General features: G+C 42.1%; 18 protein-coding genes and 1 riboswitch. All 18 genes read right to left on the reverse strand.

What is annotated here, in order from left to right; all coding sequences use genetic code 11:
• Positions 1-70 precede the first annotated feature (70 nt).
• A complete protein-coding gene (locus LIT25_12680) occupies positions 71-304 on the reverse strand; it encodes an SGNH/GDSL hydrolase family protein (GenBank protein ID USK36051.1) in 234 nt (77 codons plus the stop codon).
• Positions 305-475: 171 nt separating this feature from the next.
• Entirely contained in the window at positions 476-1,258 is a 783-nt protein-coding gene (locus LIT25_12685) for a nucleotidyltransferase domain-containing protein (protein ID USK36052.1), read from the reverse strand.
• Between the two features lie 125 nt (positions 1,259-1,383).
• Positions 1,384-1,908, reverse strand: coding sequence for an SRPBCC domain-containing protein (locus tag LIT25_12690; protein ID USK36053.1), 525 nt, complete (start codon positions 1,906-1,908; stop codon positions 1,384-1,386).
• Between the two features lie 26 nt (positions 1,909-1,934).
• On the reverse strand, positions 1,935-2,279 hold the full coding sequence (locus LIT25_12695) for a metalloregulator ArsR/SmtB family transcription factor (protein USK36054.1): 345 nt from the start codon (positions 2,277-2,279) through the stop codon (positions 1,935-1,937).
• A 132-nt stretch (positions 2,280-2,411) separates the two neighbouring features.
• Positions 2,412-3,692: an MFS transporter gene (locus tag LIT25_12700; protein USK36055.1), complete on the reverse strand. Its 1,281-nt coding sequence runs from the start codon at positions 3,690-3,692 to the stop codon at positions 2,412-2,414.
• Between the two features lie 311 nt (positions 3,693-4,003).
• Entirely contained in the window at positions 4,004-4,411 is a 408-nt protein-coding gene (locus LIT25_12705) for a bifunctional adenosylcobinamide kinase/adenosylcobinamide-phosphate guanylyltransferase (protein USK36056.1), read from the reverse strand.
• Positions 4,363-4,980, reverse strand: a complete 618-nt coding sequence (locus tag LIT25_12710) for a histidine phosphatase family protein (GenBank protein ID USK36057.1) — start codon at positions 4,978-4,980, stop codon at positions 4,363-4,365. The genes LIT25_12705 and LIT25_12710 overlap by 49 nt, the downstream gene beginning before the upstream one ends.
• A complete protein-coding gene (gene cobS / locus LIT25_12715; protein ID USK36058.1) occupies positions 4,932-5,696 on the reverse strand; it encodes an adenosylcobinamide-GDP ribazoletransferase in 765 nt (254 codons plus the stop codon). Before cobS ends, LIT25_12710 begins: the two co-directional genes overlap by 49 nt.
• Positions 5,693-6,268 carry a bifunctional adenosylcobinamide kinase/adenosylcobinamide-phosphate guanylyltransferase gene (locus tag LIT25_12720; GenBank protein USK36059.1) on the reverse strand — a complete coding sequence of 192 codons (576 nt, stop codon included), beginning with the start codon at positions 6,266-6,268 and terminating at the stop codon, positions 5,693-5,695. Before LIT25_12720 ends, cobS begins: the two co-directional genes overlap by 4 nt.
• Entirely contained in the window at positions 6,265-7,335 is a 1,071-nt protein-coding gene (locus tag LIT25_12725; protein ID USK36060.1) for a pyridoxal phosphate-dependent class II aminotransferase, read from the reverse strand. The genes LIT25_12720 and LIT25_12725 overlap by 4 nt, the downstream gene beginning before the upstream one ends.
• A gap of 4 nt (positions 7,336-7,339) precedes the next feature.
• Complete coding sequence (gene cbiB, locus LIT25_12730) at positions 7,340-8,299, reverse strand: adenosylcobinamide-phosphate synthase CbiB (protein ID USK36061.1); 960 nt, start codon at positions 8,297-8,299, stop codon at positions 7,340-7,342.
• Positions 8,283-9,626, reverse strand: coding sequence for an ABC transporter ATP-binding protein (locus tag LIT25_12735; GenBank protein USK36062.1), 1,344 nt, complete (start codon positions 9,624-9,626; stop codon positions 8,283-8,285). The genes cbiB and LIT25_12735 overlap by 17 nt, the downstream gene beginning before the upstream one ends.
• Positions 9,627-9,643: 17 nt before the next feature.
• Positions 9,644-10,690 (reverse strand): iron ABC transporter permease, encoded by a 1,047-nt coding sequence (locus tag LIT25_12740; GenBank protein ID USK36266.1) that lies wholly within the window; start codon positions 10,688-10,690, stop codon positions 9,644-9,646.
• A complete protein-coding gene (locus LIT25_12745) occupies positions 10,674-11,663 on the reverse strand; it encodes an ABC transporter substrate-binding protein (protein USK36063.1) in 990 nt (329 codons plus the stop codon). The genes LIT25_12740 and LIT25_12745 overlap by 17 nt, the downstream gene beginning before the upstream one ends.
• Positions 11,664-11,696: 33 nt before the next feature.
• Entirely contained in the window at positions 11,697-12,752 is a 1,056-nt protein-coding gene (gene cobT, locus LIT25_12750) for a nicotinate-nucleotide--dimethylbenzimidazole phosphoribosyltransferase (GenBank protein ID USK36064.1), read from the reverse strand.
• Between the two features lies 1 nt (position 12,753).
• Positions 12,754-14,286, reverse strand: coding sequence for a cobyric acid synthase (locus LIT25_12755; protein USK36065.1), 1,533 nt, complete (start codon positions 14,284-14,286; stop codon positions 12,754-12,756).
• On the reverse strand, positions 14,270-14,818 hold the full coding sequence (locus LIT25_12760) for a cob(I)yrinic acid a,c-diamide adenosyltransferase (GenBank protein USK36066.1): 549 nt from the start codon (positions 14,816-14,818) through the stop codon (positions 14,270-14,272). Before LIT25_12760 ends, LIT25_12755 begins: the two co-directional genes overlap by 17 nt.
• Positions 14,819-14,946: 128 nt before the next feature.
• A riboswitch (cobalamin riboswitch) is annotated at positions 14,947-15,130 on the reverse strand.
• 79 nt (positions 15,131-15,209) lie between these two features.
• A complete protein-coding gene (locus LIT25_12765; GenBank protein USK36067.1) occupies positions 15,210-15,887 on the reverse strand; it encodes a diphthine--ammonia ligase in 678 nt (225 codons plus the stop codon).
• Positions 15,888-15,955 lie beyond the last annotated feature (68 nt).

Here is a 15,955-nt window from a genome sequence, read left to right on the forward strand (position 1 = left end):
AAAAAAAAGGGTTCCATTTGTTAAGTCATTTGGAGCCCTTTTGCTATTCACCTCAAAGTTTTGAAGCGGATTAATCGTTTTCTTTTATCGCTTTCCAAAATTCTTTCGCGATAGCCTTGTACCCTCTAACATTAAGATGATTATCTTCTGGGTTAATCATATATTTTTGGTTAGAGGGATCAACTCTTTCTCTTGTTGGCACATAGGTATCTCCATTCAACTGAGCAGCAGATTCAATCGCCTCATTTAAAGCATTTTTCAATGGAAGTAAGAAGTATTCCTGGCTTTCTGCTGTAATAGGCAAAAGGATTGTAATAGCCCATTACAAATACCTCTGCATTCGGATTAATTTCATCGATAGTCTGAAGAATCACCTGAAGGTTTGTGCGTGCTTCTGCTATACCTGATGTCTTATCTTTTTATATTCTTATCTAAAATAAAAACGCTCAGGAAAGATTATCCCAAGCGTTTTCTTTCACCAAACCTCTTTAAGTGTTTCCCTGAAAATTGCGTTTAATTTAGAAGTAGGATCTTCCTTCTTTAAGTTCAACTGATTCGCGTACTCTTTAAGTCTCATGATTTCAGAATCTAAAAACCCGTTAATAACTTCAATTTTAGGTTCTCTATCTAATTCATCTCCCATCTTCTTCCGTTCAAGCAAAGTTAATATTTCATTCTTCAGTAATCCATCCGGCAGCATTTCTTCTAAGAGGATTTGAAATTCCATTGGTGGAAACTCGCCTTTTAACTCAATCCATCGCGCTGCAAATAAAGGACGGAGCACATAGAAATATTTTTTAATTTTTACGGTACCCCCTTGCAGGTACTCCCGGTAGTTCTTGCTCGCCATGTTCAAGTAGTGATAAATAGCTGAATGCGGGGTGAATACCTCTGATTGCAAATAAGCGATTTTATCAATTGCTGAATATGCTTGATAATAAACAATCGGTGATTTCATCCACTCCATTAAAGGCGGATTTGATTTTCGGAAAAGCTTGAGTGCCTTAGTCAGGTCCCAGCCTGAAACATCCAGGAGGTCATTTATCGGACGTTCTATGACATCACGATTGGAGCCGACTCCAATTGGATCAATGCTCAGATAGTGATCTGCTTTATGTATATAGATAAACCTTACGTCATAGTCACTGTCTTTTGAAGGAAATCCCCAAGCTCTGCTGCCGGATTCACATGCATAAAGAATTTTCACTTGATGTGACTCTTCAATTTCTTTTAGGACTTCCAGAATTTGTTCCCTCATTGTTGAATTCTCCATAATGTTTTTTCTTTTAAGTATACATGAGGTTTTTCATACTCTAAATGGCAGTATATTTTACTTTCATAAAACTAAAAAGAAGCTGCCGCAACAGCTTCTCCTTAACCTTCTTATTCCAATCCCTCAAGAACTTCATCCAAACAGTCAAACTGAGAAGACATACCCTGTACGACTCCCATTTCAACGATTTTCTTCAATTCTTCTTCTGAAGAGAATTGGGAGCGGATCGTGAGGTTTGTTTTTTCACCCTGATCGTCAAACAGCATGGTAACAATCATTTCTGGCATTTGATCTGATGTGCTCCCGTCTTTGTCGGAGAATGCATCGACATAGACAATTTTTTCAGGGACAACAATTTCTTTGTAGGTAGCTTTGCCCCATGATTCCATACCATAAAAGTCTCCTTGGTTTTTATCCTCGCAGCGCATGCAATAGTGCCAAACACCTTCTGGTTTAAATTCAAACGTTTTGTTTTCTGTTTTCCATCCTTGCGGTCCCCACCAGCTGGCCAGATGTTGCGAATCCGAGAATGCTTTAAAAACAAGCTCTCTTGGTGCATTAAACGATCTTTCCATAATAAGTTCTTTTCCCTCAACACGTGAAGTCATGTTTACAATCCCTTTATTTGCTGACATCCTAATTCCTCCCAATTTTTTTAATTTTACCCTTTGTCTTTCTTCTCGCTATCCTTGAGTTCCTGCAAATAGTCATCAAGCCGGTCAAATCTGTCATGCCAGAGACGCTGAAATGAATTTAGCCATCCTTCTAGATCCTGAAATGGCTGCGGCCGCAGCTTATAAATTCGCCTGTTGGCAGCCGCCTCTGCCTCTACAAGACCTGACTGACTGAGAATACGGAGATGTTTGGACGTCTGCGGCTGAAGCAGCTGAAGCCGTTCAGCAATTTCTCCCACCGTATGCGGACCATCACGTAATAATTCTACAATTCGCTGTCGATTGGGCTCTGCAAGTGCTTGCAAAGTTGCTGTAATGTTGATGCCCATCATTCATTCTCCTTTCTGTTTTAATATACCCTAAAAGGAATATTCTTGTAAAGGAATATTTAAATATAATTGAGTTTTTTTTCCAGCACATAAAAAATGCTCCCGAATTTTCGGAAGCACTTTTTTAAAAAAACGTTATCTTTCTTCTCCAACTTTCACAACTTGCTTAGAAACTATTGTATTTTCTTTTAATTTAAATAGCGGGAGAATCAGCAATGTTCCTAATAAGAACAACACTCCTGAAACCGTGTAAACGCCAGATAGAGTAAGCGGAGTCTTGAAAAGACCTGAGAGTGACATACCGGCAACCATCATTCCCATAAACAATGGATTAAGAACACCATTCACACGGCCGACAAAGGATTCATCTGTATTTTTAAGAATCAGAGTATTGATTCCGATGTGGATGCATGGGAAAAAGAATCCGTTCAGCAGCTGAAGGGCAATAGTCAGCGGGAAGCTTGTTGACCAGCCGATGCTGATGGTAAAGATCATGCTGGAAAAAATACCTATTGCGAGCAGCTTTTGAGGCGAGATTTTTTTAGAAAAGGCAATGACAATACCGCCGCCGGCAAGCATTCCAATTCCATTCGCCATGATCAGCCACTGAAGATAATCCTTGGACAATCCAAGATTCTCGATTGTAATAAAAATCATCAGCGGAGAAATTAACCCGACTGCCAGACCGCAGGCAGCAAAAACGCCGCCCATTGTAGTCAAAACTTTTTTCCCGATAACATAACGGAAGCCGTCTGCGAGTTCTTTCTTGAAACTTGTTTCTTCCTCTGTTTTGGCTTTTTCAAGATCACGCGGAAGGAAGGTCAAAACGGCAGCTGATAGAAGGAACATAACGCCCATTACAATTATTGATGTGTAGATACCGTATGATTGGTATACAAGTGTCCCGATAACTGGACCGATGACCATAAAAACAGCCATTAGGGATTGGAAAATAGCCATTGCAGATTGCAATTGCTCTTCTGGTACGTGCTGCTTTAACAGTCTCATAGCAGAAGGCATCGAGAATTGCGACAAGATCGCTGAAACCAATGTGGCAAAGAAAATAGCATGCCAAGAACCGTATATCAAAGTTAAAAGAACAACAAAGATGGATACCGACGAAAGGACGTCACACCATACCATGGTGAGTTTGGGCTTCCACCTGTCGGCAAATGTTCCTCCGATAATAGAGAAAATAAAAATCGGTGCGAACTCTGCAATTGATATAAGGGATACATACACTGGATCATTGTTGGTAAGATCAGTTACGTATAATAATATGGCAAAGTTTCTGATCCAGATGCCGAGCTGCAGCAAAAAGTTAGAGCCTATGATCGCAAGCACGATCCTGTTTTTAAATAAGTTTCCTGAAGACTTCCCCTGCGCGGGCAAAGCTTCAGTTATGTTTTTTTCCATTTTTATCATGCCTTTCCAGCTATTAGAATTAGCACTTTAGTGATGCGATAAATTTAAATTCGTTTATCTTACATGTTCCCCTTTCATTTATCATTTAAGACCTAGAAAAAAACAGACACTCTCTAAAATTAATGTCATTTCCCAGAATCATTCGTCATTTATATTCTGTTCCTTTCCCTGAAACCCCTCTTTCTTTTTTCTTAAAAAAAGAGAACCTGAGAAGATACAGAGTAAATTATATACGATTCTATAAACAAATAGATATTAATTTTATAAAAACAAAAAAAGGGCTCAGCCCTTTCTTTAAATGATTATTTGATTTTTCTCGCCATTCCATGCCAAACGTGATAAACGTCATTGCACAATGCTGCAGTATCCTGCTGAATCCAGCCTAAAAGGTCTCTCATCCGCCGTTCCTCTTCGGAAATGGGAACGATGCCTTTTCCTGTTTCCAGCATGATCAAAATTACTTCCTTCTCAAGCTCCAGTACTTCTTTCAAAAAAAACCGGTAGACTTCTCTCAATTTGGAAGCATCCCGGTTGTCTTCCATTATCCATTGTTCAAATCCTTCGAAAACAAGCGGTGCTTTCGAAGAATTTTCTTCCTTCCATTGCAGCAAATGCTGCCCCTCATATGCTGAAATCCACGAGGCATCTTGCCACTTCCTTTTCACAAATGCTCTTTTCCCGCTGTAGGCTCCACCGATAATGAGATGCATTTCCAATTCCTCCTTTCTTCTTTTAACTCAAGGACGAGCGCTTTTCCAAAAGGCGCAGAAGTGTCCCAGAATGAGGCTCCAGAAACAAGGTCAGAAACGATTTTTCTAATAACCCCTCCATGAGTCATAATAGCTGCGCTTCTGAGGTTCGATTTGAGGATTTCCGATAAGAATGATGAAACACGTTCTTGAAATGCCATGCCGCTTTCTCCGCCGGGCGTGCTGGTTATCTCCCAATTATCGAGCCAGCAGGAATAATGCGGGTCATTTTTCAGATCTTCATATGTTAGGCCTTCCCAAACCCCAAAGCTGATTTCCCGCAAGCGCGGGTCATTGATAATGGATACTTCTGGGAACAAAAATGCTGCTGTCTGCTGACACCGGAGTAAATCGCTCGAATAAACTGCTTCAGGATGATTATTCATTATGTATTTTTTAAGAGGTTCGTACTCTATTAACGAATCATCTAGTACAGGAAGGTTCGTGCGGCCTAAATATCTTTTTGATTTATTCCATTCCGTCATACTATGCCGAATAAGAATAAGCTGCAAAGAACGGCAAGATTCCATAGCTCAGCCCCCTCAATTGAAGCACCGACTGTGTCTCCGTTTATTCCTTGAAAATGTCTGACAGCCCATTTTCCGAAGATAAAAGAAAAGCAGATTTGCAGACTGAACATAATAATAATAACCAGCGTTACTTGAGTGAATGCAAATGGCAGAAGCCAGCAGGCGGCGATGATCACATCCAGCATGGATAAATGCTGTTTCCAGTAATGCGCCATTCCCTGGCTTTGGAAAGGATGAAAAAAGAAAAGCTGCAATAAAGCCTGAAATCTGGCCATCATAGGGATGGCTATAATAAACAGATCGTTCTCACTAGAATCTAAAACTGCATACAACAGCACACTTTTCCAAAGCAGCAAAAAGATAACGATCAGCACCGCAAAGCTCCCTACGCGCGAATCTTTTAAAATTTCAATCTTTTTTTCTGTACTCCCATTTGAACCAACGGCATCAGCCACGTCCATGACACCATCTAAATGTAGACCTCCTGACAGGAAAACCCACAGAGTGAGAAGAATGAGTGTGAGCATATACAGGGGCAGGAGTCCGTTCAATAAATAATAGAAGAGATACAATATTCCTCCTATTGCTAAACCGGCGAAGGGATAAAACCGCAAGGCCCACTTAAGGGTTTTGTGATCCATAGAGCAGTTCACCGGGAGAGGAAACCTTGTAAGAAACTGCAGAGCAAGAATCGCTCCATACACTATATTTTTCATACTTGTCCTCCAGATGAAATCATTGAAACATTTTTGCTCAGGACGCCATTGATCTTCCAGTCGACTGGTATTCCGCAGATTACTTCAAGTACTGTGTCTGCTTCTCTGACAGCGGTTTTATGTAACTCTTCAAGACAGCTTATGTAGTTTGCAACATGTCTGTCTTGAATGGGAATTCCTTCATTTACGTCGTTAGACACAATGAAAAGGGAGAGTTCTTTTCTCCGGGCAATGGATAATGTCCAATCGAAACGCTTCAAAATCTTTTTTGGAGATAGGTTTTCACTGAACATTAAGCTGCTGATCCAGACGGTCAAACAATCAATCATGACGATGGCTTTATTTGGAAGGAGATGAAGTGTCTGATCAATATAATAGGGTTCTTCAATGGTTTCCCATGTTTCTCCCCTGTCCTTTCTATGCATCTCAATCCGCTCAGCCATTTCCTCTCCAGTATCTTTAGCTGCAGTTGCAATATAGTATGGCTTCTCATCACTAACTGCGTCCAATGCCATTCTTTCTGCTAAACTGCTTTTCCCGGACCGTGCTCCGCCTGAGATAAAGGTAATCATGATGGATCTCTCCATTTCCTTAATGCAGAAAGCAATTTTTTATTCTCTTCACTTGTCCGAATAGCGAGTCGGACAGATGACCCTTTTATGCCATGAAAATTCATTGTATGCCGTGCAAGGATTCCTTCATTAGCAAGAAATAACAGCAGTGGCTCATGGTTTTCAAGAAGCGGATCGTTTAATAAATAAAAGTTGACCGCTGAGTCTGAAACGCTGAAGCTTAAAGCTTGAAGCGCAGTTCTCAGCTGCTTCCATTCTGCTTGCAGCCATTTTTTTGTTTCTGCCAAATGATCGTATGTATGGGGCAAAGCATGAATCATAGCTAGAGCAGCGCAATTGACGCTCCATGGAACGGACATGGCTTCAAGTTTCTGGATGAGAGAATCATTGGCCAATATGTAACCTGACCTTATTCCCGGCACTGCATAAATTTTGGTAAGTGAACGAATGATGATGAGATTGGAATAGAGATGCAGCAGGTTTTCAAGACTTTCATCACTCTCCGTAAAATGGATGAAAGCTTCATCAATGATGACTGCCTGTTCATTCAGGGAAGCTGAATCCAGAAGGTTTAGAACGATTTCCTTAGAAATCATTTCTCCAGTAGGATTGTTAGGTCTGCACAAAAAAAGGACATCACCATCTTCTTTTTGAATCCTTCCGGTACCCGTCTTTAATTCCTCATGGCTCAGATTTGTCACTTGTATGTCGTGGCTGCGGCAGGCACGCTCATATTCACTGAATGCCGGCTGAAAGATGCCTGCTTTCCCGTTTTTAAAAAGACTCGTGACAAGGAAAATAGCTTCTGCACCACCATTTGTCAACAGAATGTTTTCAGGTTTTACCCCTTCAAATCCTGCAAGTATAGCTCTTTCTTCCGAATACTCAGGGTCAGGATAAACATTGCTAGAATGAGCGATGCTTTCTTGCATGGCTTTAAGAATTAATGAAGGTGTTCCAAGCGGATTTAAATTTGCACTGAAATCGATGAACTCTTTTTCGTTAATTCCCTTATTTCTTAGAATAGCTTTAATGCTAGCTGTTTTCCCGCCGTGCTGTGGCCACATTTTTTTACCTCCCTAATCCAAAAAGGATTAAATAACCTGTCAAAAAAAGAATCCAGGCACCGTTCATAATAAGAATCGTTTTTTTTATATGGATAAAAGACAAAGGTTCGAGCGGATCACCCAGCTGTGCACGTTCTGAGACAATTTTGCCATATATATTCATTCCCCCCAGCTGAACGCCGAGCAGCCCGGCAGTCATGGCTTCTGGCCAGCCGCTGTTTGGACTGGAGTGCTTTGATGCATCTCTTCTCGTGATGGAAATTGCGTACTTTCCTCTCATTTCTTTCATAAAATAACTGCCCAACCACATGCACACAGTGCAAATACGGGCCGGCAGCAAATTCATCAAATCATCAAGCCTTGCTGATCCGAAGCCGAAGTCTTTAAATCTTTCATTCTTATACCCGACCATTGAGTCCAGCGTATTGACTGCTCTGTATGCAAGAGCAAGCGGCGCACCGCCTATGATGGCAAAAAAGAGCGGGGATATTATGGCGTCCACGGTGTTTTCTGCAACGGTTTCTACCGTGCCCCTGACAACTTCAGGGGCAGGAAGCCCGTCAGTATCTCTCCCTACAATAAACCCCAGTTTTTTCCTGGCTTCGGAAAGGTCTCCTGACTTTAGAGGATGATAGACTTCCATTGCTGCATCTCTCAGCCCCTTAATGGCGATGGTCGTTGAAATCAGATAGATTTCAATCGCAATTCCCAGGAGATAAGAAATCGCATAAAGCAGTTTTAGTAGAAACAAAGAAATAATGAAAACAGAAAAAGGCAGGAACGCAGCAAGAATGATGCCTTTAAGCTTTTTCCTGCCCCCTTTATTCCATGTTTTTTCAATGGTGCTGATGATTTTTCCAAACAAAATGACCGGATGCGGCAGCCATTTCGGATCGCCGATTATAAGATCAAGCATCACACTCAGCAAAATGAGCAGGACAGTTTGCTCAGCGAAAGGCTGCATGAGGAGTTTCCAGCCTTATTAAAGCCGTCTGCAGAAGTTCTTCGGCTGCTTCAAAGATACGTTCTTGATCAGCTTGATTTTGCTGTTTTTTCTGAATGCCAACCACGATTTTACCAAAGTTCTGCTCAGAACGGCTTTTGATTGCATTTATTTTTAAAGCCAAATTAATTAAATCGGAGTCGTCCAGAGGTGCATCCGTCAAGATAGCTGCGTGCACTTTCCCGTCATAAGGAGAATGAGATACTATGGCACAAAACGAGAACCCGCTTTGATTTGCGATAAATGAATTCTGACGCAGCTCTTTTTGAGGCAATTTCGCATCTATAGACCACAGAATATAAGGCTGTTTGCTTGAGAAAAAGATGGATTCTTCCTTCTCTGCCTGTTCTGCTTGAGAAAAAATCCACTGCCTGCTCCAATGAAGACCTTTGCCGTCAGCCCCTGCAGAAAGTGTTCTGAAAGGTTTCTCCATTTTTATGTACGCTGTCTCCTCTGTTTGCTGAACTTGGACAGCAGATAGGAGATTTACAGGTTTTTCTTCCATATATTCAGGAGAGAGTGAAATTTGAGTTTTTGAAACAGATGGATGAGAGGTAAACTTGAGCTTAACTTCATACACATTCGAAAAGGAATTCTCGTTTTGCAGATGAAGTCCCTCATACTTCCCTTCCAGTTCTCCATTATTAAGCAATCCGATCGAATCAGCATAGAGGGATGCCAGATTCAGGTCGTGCAAAATGGCGAGGATGGTCAAATTCATATCTTTCTGCAATTTTTTCAGTAATTCCAAAAGCTCCTTCGTATGCTTCACATCTAAATGATTCGTGGGTTCATCGAGCAAAAGCAGTTCCGGTTCCTGAGCCAGCGCTTTAGCAAGCAGCACTCTTTGTTTTTCCCCGCCGCTTAAGGAATGATAAGGGCGTTTGCGGTACTCCCAGACGGAAGTCTGCTTCATGGCAGTTTCTGCTGCTATCATGTCAGCCTGAGTGTTTTCTCTAAAAAACAGCGCTTTTTGATAAGGATACCTGCCGAGCATGACTATCTCTTCTACTGAAAAATCCAGCCCTGCTTCATTTTCCTGGGTCATAACTGCAGCTTTTTTTGCGAGTTCCCTTTGTGAATAAAATGCAAGTGGCTTTGCATCGAGCGCGATTTCTCCATTGTGAACCGGCAAGGCGCCCATGATCAACCGGATAATCGTTGTTTTTCCGCTGCCGTTTGGTCCGATTAAAGCAAAAAAACGTCCTTTTTCAATGGAAAAAGAGAGATCCTTGATGACCGCTTTTTTATCATCGTAACCTCCCGTCAGATTTTTGACTTGCAGCATATGCATCCTTCTTTCCTTTAAAGATGTGCCTTCTTCTGTTTTCGGTTTTTGATAAGCAAAAAAGTGAATATAGGCGAACCGATCAGCGCAGTTACGACTCCTATCGGAAGTTCTTTAGGAGAGATAATGGACCTTGCGAGCAGATCGGCGAGAACAAGATACCCTCCTCCTATCAGCATGGAAAGCGGAAGAACATGCCGGTGATTCGCTCCGGCCATCAAACGGACGAGATGAGGAATAACAAGCCCGACAAATCCAATCGCTCCTGAAACAGCTACAGCGCTTCCTGTCAAAATGGATGCCGCAATCAAGACAATGGTTTTTTTCTTTTTTACGTTCATTCCCGAAAATTGTGCTGCCTGCTCACCTAGTGCCATGTTGTTCAGTTCACGGTAATGGAAAAGAATGATCGCAGCCCCCAGAACAAAGAATGGAACGATTAATTGAACATGCCCCCATCCTCTCATCGCCACGCTTCCCATGATCCAATAGAGAATCTGACTGATATCCTCACGGGGAATCAGGGCAATCAGCAGGGAAATGAAAGCACTGATGAACGAGGAGATGATAATGCCTGCGAGGATAATGGTTTCATTTGTAAGCTTTCCGCTTGCCAAATGAGTCAGAGCAAAAACGATGAACAGCGTTATCATACCAAAGATAATTGCGATGATCGGCAGTGTGAAACTGCCCAGAATCGTTACTTGAATCTGAAAAAAGATAATGATAACCGCTCCCAGAGAGGCTCCCGATGAAACACCGATTGTATACGGATCAGCAAGCGGATTTTGAAGCAGTCCCTGAAAGGCAGCTCCGGCAAGCGACAAGGATGCTCCAACAAAAAAAGCGAGCAGAACTCGTGAGAACCGGATCTCCCAAATAATCATTTCTGTACTTTTTTCTCCCTGATACAGCGGAAGATGAAACATTTTGCCTGTAATGATGTTTAAAATATCAGGGACGGTAACATTCACCGCCCCTACAAATACTCCTGATATTATGCTGATGATGGCAAAGACTGCTGCAAATAGAATGAGGAACCGATGTTTATTTTTTGAAAACATCTGGATAAATGAGTTTTCCAAGCTCTTCAACTCCATCCGCTAAACGGGGGCCAGGACGGGTCACCATGTCGCTGTTTACGTCAAACACCTGTTTTGACTGAACAGCTTTTACTTCCTTCCAGCCGCTTCTGTTTAGAACTTGTTCAGCTGGATTTTCAACGTAGTAGCCATATGTAGTGATGATCACATCAGGATTGCTGCTGACGATTTTCTCTTCGTCCATTTTTACCCAGCCTTCTTCAGATGCAGCTACATTTACCGCTCCAATCATTTCAAGCATTTCATTCATGAATGTTCCTTTGCCTGTTGTGTAAATATCAGGCTGAGGAGAGACTTCAACCCATACTCGTTTTTCGTCTTTGACAGCTTTTGCTTTTTCCTTGATGGTCTTAACTTTTGCTTCCATATCTGCGATGATGCTGTCAGCTTTATCTAACGTGCCTGTTGCCTTCCCGACTGTGCGGATCGCTTTGTATACTTGGTCAAACGAATTTTGTGAGCCGACAATAAACACCTTGATGCCTGCTGCTTCAAACTGTTTGATGATTTCCCCGTGATTTTGGGCATGGTAATCCTGCAGAAAAGCTACATCCGGCTGCAGGGCAATGATTTTCTCTGCATTTAAATCCTGTGCTCCTACTTTTTCCTTTTTTAAAGCTGCTTCAGGATAGTTATCATAATCTGAGACACCGACGATTTCCTTGTCCAATCCAAGGGCAAAAAGCATTTCTGTCGTGCTAGGAAGCAGAGAAACAATTTTCTCAGGTTTTTCCTCAAGCGTTATTTCGTTTCCGGCATCATCAGTGACGGTTACCGGGTAAGCTTCTTCCTTTTTTTCAGCCTGCTGTGTTTGTTCCTGGCTCTTGCTCGCTTGCTGTGTCTGTTCTCCCTGTGTGCATCCCGAAAGGATTCCTGCCAGTAAAAGAAGCATAATGGCAATACGATGAAAATAGGTGCCGAATGATGTTTTCATTTGTTTTCTCCGCCTTTTATGGAATTGTCTTTTTTATTTTATTTCACGTTCCTTTGATACTCCTGCCGTATCAAAGGTTGCCATCCCTTTTACCATTTCAGCGGCTGCTTCAACCAGCGGGTAGACAAGGACAGCTCCTGTTCCTTCTCCAAGCCTCATCCCCAGTGACACCAGCGGCTTTTTCCCAAGCAAATTCAATACATGAAGATGTCCCGGTTCAACCGATAAATGCCCGGCAATCATGTAATTACGCACATGCCGATTTAATTTAGAAGCAACGAGCGCAGCCGTTGTGCATATAAATCCATCTAAAATTACCGGAATTTTTTTAGATGCTGCGTAAAGCATGGCACCTGTCATCGCTCCGATTTCAAAACCGCCTACCTTAGAAAGAACATCGATCGGGTCATTGGCGTCAGGCTTCAGCTTATTTAGAGCTTTTTGAATAACCTCGGCTTTATAAGCAACCTGCTTCGACTCAATTCCTGTTCCTCTGCCTGTGATATCCTCAGGCTTTAATCCGCTCAGGGCGGATGCAATGGCACTGCTTGATGTTGTATTGCCAATGCCCATTTCTCCGAGGATCAGGAGCCTTGCGCCATTATTAATCATAGCTTCAGCCCTTTCCATTCCCACTTCCAGTGAACGGAGTGCTTCTTTTCTTGTCATGGCAGGTTCAACCGCGAAGTTTTTTGTTCCATAGCTGATCTTTTCAGAACGAACTCCTGGAATATCTGTTTTCACTCCTGCATCCACGATTTCCAGTAACCCATTTACCCGTTTTGTAAAAACGTTTATGGCTGCCCCTCCACTCAGAAAATTGCTTACCATCTGAGCAGTCACCTCTTGAGGATAGGCAGAGACTCCTTCCTCTGCTACTCCGTGGTCTGCAGCAAAGACGATTACACCCGGGGGAAATACTTCAGGTTTTACATTAGATGTGATTTCTGAAAGCTGCACAGCAATTTTTTCAATTTCTCCAAGGCTGTTCATTGGCTTTGTTAAGGAATGTATGTAGGCTAAAGCTTCAAGACCTTTTTGTTTACTGACAGGCTCTATCGCATCTATCTGCTGATAAATATCAATCATTTTATTTCACCTCCTTTAAATTAAACGTTTTCATTGCAGAATAAATCTTTTTCATTTCAACAGAGACTTTGACGTGGGCAGCAAGTCTGTCGTATTCGCTTTCTTTGAAAGAACGAAAGCGGAGCGAGCGCTCAATCGGCGTCAGGCCTTTTTTCTGGCGCAGCTTATTCAAATAAAGCCATCTGAATTCATCGTTATGAAAGACATCATGCAAGTACGTGCCGAACACCTGGCCATCTCGAGCGGTACAGCCTTCCTCTGTTCCGGCGAGGACTGAAAAAGGATCTACTTTTCTTGTTTCTGCTGTTTGTCCCATATGGATCTCATACCCTGATAAAGAAATTCTGCCAAAATCTTTTAGTGCGCAATAGCCCTCTGAGCGGATGGTTTTCTTTTCGGAGTAGATGGTTGTACGGAGAGGAAAAATACCAAGTCCACCGAGTTCCTGATGAGCTGATTCAACGCCGTTTGGATCCATCAGCTTTTCGCCGAGCATTTGAAAGCCTCCGCAAATGCCTGCTAGTTGAATTCCTTTTTCATAAGCAGATCTTATTTTGTCAAAGAGTCCTGTCTCCTTAAGAAACAGCAGGTCTTCAGCTGTGTTTTTCGTTCCAGGCAAGATAATGAGATCTGGATTTCCAAAATGCGCAGCTTTTTTAACAAAACGGATATTCACATCAGGCTCCAGTCTTAACGGATCAATATCTGTAAAATTGGATAATCTCGGATAAGAAAGAACAGCGACGTCAAGTTCTGCATCGTGATTGGTACCGTTTGAATACTGGCTTAAAACAAGGGAATCTTCCCCATCTATTTCAAGGTCTGGCAAAAAGGGAACAACTCCGAGTACCGGAAGCCCCGTATATTCTTCAAACCAGTCCAATCCAGGCTGAAGCAGTGAAAGGTCCCCTCTGAATTTATTGATAATGACACCAATAATCCGCTTCCGGTCACACTCGCTAATGAGCTGAAGGGTCCCGACCAGACTGGCGAAAACGCCTCCTTTGTCAATATCTCCGATTAAAATCACTGGAGCTTCTGCAATTGCTGCTACTCTCATATTGACAAGCTCGCGGTCATTTAAATTGACTTCTGCAGGAGAACCTGCGCCTTCTATCACAATGACCTCATATTTGTTCGACAGCTTCCTCAGCGATTCTTTGATCGCCGCAAGACCTAACTTAAAAAAGTCCTCTCTGTACTCGGATGCCTTCATATTTGCATAGGGCTTCCCGTGAAACACGACCTGAGATTCCGTCTCTTTTGAAGGTTTAATTAGGATTGGATTCATATCAGTTGTGGCTTCAATTCCGGCAGCTTCCGCCTGAATTCCCTGAGCTCTGCCTATTTCCTTGCCATCACTCGTAATGTAAGAATTCAGAGCCATATTTTGTGATTTAAAAGGCGCTGTTTGATAGCCATCCTCTCGAAATATCCGGCATAGTGCCGTGACGAGCATGCTTTTTCCAGCGTCAGAGTGTGTACCCTGAATCATCAGTTTTAATGTTTTATGCTCATTAGTATTCAATCCCATAGATGGCATCTACACCTTCTTCGTAGTAGTGCTTTTCCACATTGATAACAGACACAAGGTCAGCGATTTCTTTTATTTCATCCTTTGCATCTCTTCCTGTCAAAACAATGTGAACATGATTTGGCCGGTTTTGAATCGTATGTATGACATCCTCAATAGGCAGGACGTCATCGATCGGAAACGTATGAATAGCAAGCGCATTATTGATTTCATCAAGAATGACGACATCATACTCACCGCTCAAAATCTTTTCCTTAGCGATTTGCCAGGCTGATTTTAAAGCTTTCCGGTGCACATCAGGTGTTTTAGTCCAAGTGAATCCTGTTCCAAGCTGATGGATTTCAGCACCGCTGAGTTTTTCAAGCACGTTTTTTTCTCCATAGGTTCTCTCAGGTGATTTTATAAACTGCAGGATGGATACTTTCATATCTCTTCCAATCGCCCGGACAGCAAGACCGATGGCTGCTGTTGTTTTTCCTTTGCCATTACCCGTATAAACAAGCAATCTTCCTTTTTGATCATTTCCTGTCATTCACTCATCTCCTCTTTTTGTCTATAAACATAAAAAAGACCTTGAACTGAATGGAAGTCAGTCAAGGCCTTTAATAAGCAAAGTCATACACACTAAGGGTACCTGACTTATTCTTCCCACCGAAAAACAAGCAAACAATCATTAAAAGCAGGTTTCCTGGCTTGCGCTTCATTTTCCATTGAACCTCCCCAACTTGAAAAGTCAGTGGCGTCTCAACTGAATCTGCGCTTACAGTAGCGGGGGCTGCACCGGATTCTAACCGGTTTCCCTATTATCCTGAACACATCAGGCACTTTTAAAGAATCATATTTTTTGTTCATTGTAATCTATAAATCTGGAAATGTCATCAACTTCTTTTTCCTGAATCTGATAAAGGACTCAATTAGTCAGGCTATTTCTCGATTAGGATTAAATCCTCAAGCTCGAGGCGCGTCGTTGTTTCCATTTGAATTCTCTCGCCAAATTGCAGTTGGATCAGCTTGTTAAATAACGGGCCATCATACACAAAGGTATGATATTCTCCTGCCTCACCCATTGGACATATCTGTGTGGACTTCATTCTTTCTATAAGCTGCTGATCAATTTCCTGTCCGAGCCATGTGTCATCAAGCACATCATCCTGAGTTCTGATGATGACTGCTTTGTATCCGCTATCTGCAAAAGCTTGAAGGGCTTGAGGTGCTTCATCCTTCTTCATCCATAAAGGATATAGGGCTTCTAATCCAGCTGAGTCTGACGCATTTTCTCCCCAGCTGCGGTGTTCATCAAGATATAAATCTCCGAAAGCTGCACTTGTAAGATGGTACTTCTTCTTCAAATCTTTAAGTGAATCTATAAAACTTTGAGTATATCCTTTAAATGTGCATCTAATAAAATGTACAGGAATACCTAAGGCTTCGCTTTGTTTTAGTATTGCTTCCATTTTCTCACCATGACCGAACGTTCTTTCAAGCTCAACAGGTACAGTGGTTATAAGACAGGAAATTTCATGACCTTGGCCAATGAGCTTATGCAGTGCCATACAGCCATCTTTGCCGCCGCTCCATGATAGAGCAATTTTTTTCTTCATTTTTATTTCACCCCATATGTAAGATGCTTGACCATTTATTAATCATTATGATTTATCGGAAACCTTGT

It is taken from the genome of Bacillus sp. F19 (genome assembly GCA_023823795.1).
In the GTDB taxonomy this organism is placed as follows: domain Bacteria; phylum Bacillota; class Bacilli; order Bacillales; family Bacillaceae; genus Bacillus_P.